3 protein-coding genes are annotated in these 4,303 nt (G+C 40.7%); 1 reads left to right on the forward strand and 2 read right to left on the reverse strand.

Features of this window, described 5'->3' with window-relative positions; genetic code table 11:
- Nucleotides 1-136: 136 nt before the first annotated feature.
- Entirely contained in the window at nucleotides 137-865 is a 729-nt protein-coding gene (gene rpaB / locus PN450_RS08265; protein WP_148765483.1) for a response regulator transcription factor RpaB, read from the reverse strand.
- A gap of 172 nt (nucleotides 866-1,037) precedes the next feature.
- Between rpaB and radA the strand changes: the two genes are divergently transcribed.
- On the forward strand, nucleotides 1,038-2,555 hold the full coding sequence (gene radA, locus PN450_RS08270) for a DNA repair protein RadA (protein WP_271835975.1): 1,518 nt from the start codon (nucleotides 1,038-1,040) through the stop codon (nucleotides 2,553-2,555).
- A 5-nt stretch (nucleotides 2,556-2,560) separates the two neighbouring features.
- On the opposite strand, the gene PN450_RS08275 is transcribed toward radA, so the two are convergent.
- Nucleotides 2,561-3,844, reverse strand: a complete 1,284-nt coding sequence (locus tag PN450_RS08275; protein ID WP_271835976.1) for an RNA-guided endonuclease InsQ/TnpB family protein — start codon at nucleotides 3,842-3,844, stop codon at nucleotides 2,561-2,563.
- Between the last annotated feature and the right edge of the window lie 459 nt (nucleotides 3,845-4,303).

The following is a 4,303-nucleotide window of genomic DNA, read 5'->3' on the forward strand; positions in this document are numbered from 1 at the left end:
AGTCAGGAGTCACCGAGTCAGGAGTCAGGAGTCACCGAGTCAGGAGTCAGGAGGAGGAAGAAGAAGAAGAAGAACTATAATATTCCCCAATTACCAATCACCAATTACCAATCACCAATTACCAATCACCAATACTTTACTCTTCCCCTGGTTCTAATATGCGTTGGAACAGATAACCAGTACCTCTAGCGGTGATAATTAGTTCAGGGTTGCTGGGATCATCTTCTAATTTTGCCCGTAAACGAGAGATATGTACATCCACAACGCGAGTATCTACATGGCGTTCAGGAGTATATCCCCATACTTCCTGCAAAATTTCTGAGCGGGAAAAAGCTTCACCAGAACGACTGACTAACAATTCTAATAAGCTAAATTCCATACCGGTTAAGCGAATGCGCTCATCACCCTTATAAACTTGACGCTTATTTGTATCAATTTTGATGGTGCTGACATGAATCACCCCAGAACTAGGAATACCATTTGCACCTGTTTTGTCCACCCGTCGCAAGACTGAACGAATCCGTGCTTCTAGTTCTTTGGGTGAAAAGGGTTTAACGACATAATCATCCGCACCCAATTCTAAGCCGGTGATGCGATCTGCCACATCTCCCAAAGCGGTGAGCATAATAATGGGGACATCGGATTCTTTGCGTAATTCTTGACAAACGCCATAACCATCTAGTTTTGGCATCATTACGTCTAAAACTACTAGGTCTGGTTCAGCTTTGCGAAATATTTCTAAAGCTTCCTCACCATCTCCTGCTGTCACTACATCGTAGCCAATCATGGAAAGGCGTGTTTCCAAAATCCGCCGAATGCTGGCTTCGTCGTCTACTACCAGGATTTTTTCTTTATGACTTTCCAAGTTTTGTCATGCTCCTTAACTAAAATTTTTGATGATTAATTTTAAATATCATAATATTAAGATATCATTGCTCTCAATTGATTTGGAAAGAGCTTCCAACTATTACTATTATTAGATGTTCGTTTTTTCCAAAATTTAAGGAAAAATTAAGATTATTAACTAAAATTTAAGCATGGCAAAGCCAAAAACCATTTATATCTGTAGTAGTTGTGCAGCGGAATTCTCTCAATGGTTCGGAAAATGTTCAAATTGTGACACTTACGATTCTTTAGTTGAGCAAAATATTAGTTCTTTTATCGGGGATATACCTAGCCGGTCTGGAGTGGGAAATTGGCAAGCTGGAGGTCATAGTAAGTCTCATAATAAACCAGCTAAGGCCAGATCTTCTCTGACTTTTGACCAAATTAGCGATCGCCAAATTGCTCGTTGGGAGTCCGGTTATGGGGAATTAGATCGAGTTTTAGGTGGTGGAATTGTTCCCGGTTCGATGGTGCTAATTGGTGGCGACCCTGGTATCGGTAAATCAACTTTACTACTGCAAGTTTCTAACCAATTGGCGCAAAAATACCGAATTCTCTATGTGACTGGAGAAGAATCTGGACAACAGGTAAAATTGCGTGCTTCTCGTTTGGGAATGTCAAAACCACCTACGCTAGTCACGGAAGATCCTGAAAACAAAGATCCGGAAAAACCGATAGATCCTGACAGTATAGGTGCAAATTTGTATGTTTTGCCAGAAACGGATTTAGAAGAAATTCTGAGGGAGATAGATTCTCTAAAACCAAATGTAGCGGTAATAGATAGTATCCAAACAGTGTTTTTTCCTGCTTTGACATCAGCACCGGGTTCAGTTGCTCAAGTCAGGGAATGTACCGCAGCTTTGATGAAGGTGGCAAAACATGAAGATATTACGATGTTAATTGTGGGTCATGTTACCAAAGAAGGAGCGATCGCCGGTCCCAAAGTATTAGAACATTTAGTAGATACCGTATTATATTTTGAAGGCGATCGCTTTGCCTCCCACAGATTATTAAGAACTGTAAAAAACCGTTTCGGAGCAACCCACGAAATTGGTATATTTGAAATGGTATCCCAAGGATTAAAGGAAGTTGATAATCCTTCCGAACTGTTTTTAGGCAATCGTGATGATCCGGCTCCGGGTACGGCTATTGTGGTGGCTTGTGAAGGAACAAGACCAATAGTTGTGGAATTACAGGCTTTAGTCAGTCCTACCAGTTACCCATCTCCTCGTCGGGCGGGTACAGGCATAGATTATAATCGCTTAGTGCAGATTCTCGCCGTCTTAGAAAAGCGTGTAGGGATACCTATGTCCAAATTAGATTCCTACGTTGCTTCTGCGGGGGGATTAAATGTAGAAGAACCAGCGGTAGATTTAGGAATAGCAGTAGCGATAGTTGCCAGTTTCCGAGATCGAATAGTTGATCCTGGTACAGTCTTAATTGGGGAAGTCGGATTAGGGGGACAAGTACGCTCGGTTTCCCAAATGGAACTAAGGTTAAAAGAAGCCGCGAAACTAGGATTTAAAAGAGCCATAGTTCCTAAAGGGACAAAATTTCCTGATATTGGGATTGAGATACTACCAGTAGGTAAAGTCATAGATGCAATTATTGCGGCTGTTCCTCATCAAGAATTGACAGAAGAAGATTTAGACCCGGATGAGAATGAATAAGTGAACTACCCACACTGACCTGACGGTACAGTGTGGGCTTCCTGCCCAACAGAAAGCACAGTAGTAGACTTCTTTCGTCCTCTATTACTGCGACTTACTTCTGGGCGACAGGCTTCTTGATGAAGTTGTTCATGGGGGAAACCCCCAAGACCACACTTCATCGCTTTATCCCCCGTTCCAGAGGTCAAGACTTGTACTGAGCGCAGTCGAAGTATTCGTAGTCCCTCATCTCTGAGGTTTATCGCTGCATTGACATCTCTATCATGTTTGGTTTGGCACTTTTCACAAGTCCAAAACCTGATATCAAGTGGTAAGCTACTTACTTGGTTAAGGCATACATGACAAGTTTTTGACGAAGGAAAGAATCTATCAACTTCTTGATAAATCTTCCCTTCGTTTTCTGCTTTGTATTTAAGCATGGTACAAAACATTCCCCAGCCAACTTGTTGAATAGATTTGGCTAGGCAGTGATTTTGCATCATGCCTTTAACATGAAGATTTTCTACCACAATAACTTGGCTTTCGTTGACTATCCTACGAGATAGTTTATGGAGAAAATCTTCTCTACAATTAGTTATCTTTCTATGGACTCTAGCAACTTTCTTTCTAGCTTTATTTCGGTTATTAGAGCCTTTTTGTTTTCTAGATAATTGCTGTTGTTTTATCTTTAAGTTCTTCTCGTGTTTATTCAGTATTCGAGGGTTATCAAACTTAGAGCCATCACTGGTAATCGCAAAATGAGTTAATCCCAAATCAATGCCTATTGCTTTACCTTCGACAATTGACTCTGGCTTCTCTTTACCATCTTCAAATAAAATAGCAGCGAAATATTGCTCACTGCAATTTTTGGTGATAGTTACAGTTTTAATCTTCCCTTGAATCTCTCGATGAATAATTGCTGATACTTTCCCTATTTTCGGTAGGATTAATTGATTATCGGCAATCTTGATATTTTGAGGATACTGAATAGACTGCTTACCATGTCTGGATTTAAACTTGGGGTATCTAGCTCTTTTTTCAAAGAAATTGTTAAATGCAACCCCCAGATTCAAGCAGACTTGTTGCAAGCACTGAGAATAAGTTAGCGACAACCACTCATGTTCTTTCTTTAGTTGAGGGATTGTCTTTTTAACTTCGTATCCAGACAATCCTTTACCTGTCTCTTTGTACGTTTCGTTCATCAAATTCAAAAAATAATTCCATAGCCAACGACAACTGCCAAAGGCTCGTGCCAATGATTGCTGTTGCTGGGCATCTGGATATAATCTGACTTTGACTACTCTTAACATATTAGAGTGAAAAGTATTTACTATAAAAAACTATAACACAAGATTTGTGAACTGCCTCCATGTTTTTCTCCCTTGCTATCGCATTGGTCGAAAAACTGTCGTTAATTCACGCGCCATTCATCCCCCGCTGCCCTTAGGGTCAGTCGTGGGGCTTCTGTCGGTTAAGCTAAACTGCACAATCAGTAGATTAAGGGACTTCCAAGAAATAAAATCCCCAAAAATTTCTTGTAGTGCGGGCATCTTGCCCGCTAATCATCAAAGACGGGCATCCTGCCCATCCCACAAAATTGGGTAATTTATTTTTTGGTGTTCCCTAACATAAAACCCACCTTCCGCACCCTAAACTGTCACACAACGAAAAATGGTCGTTTGGGGATTTGATATTAGCGATCGCCACCTAAGATTTCGACGATTTTGTATCAAAATTATCCTCACAGGTATTCAAAAATCCGAAATTAC

Source organism: Dolichospermum lemmermannii CS-548 (assembly GCF_028330815.1).
Taxonomy (GTDB): Bacteria; Cyanobacteriota; Cyanobacteriia; order Cyanobacteriales; family Nostocaceae; genus Dolichospermum; species Dolichospermum lemmermannii.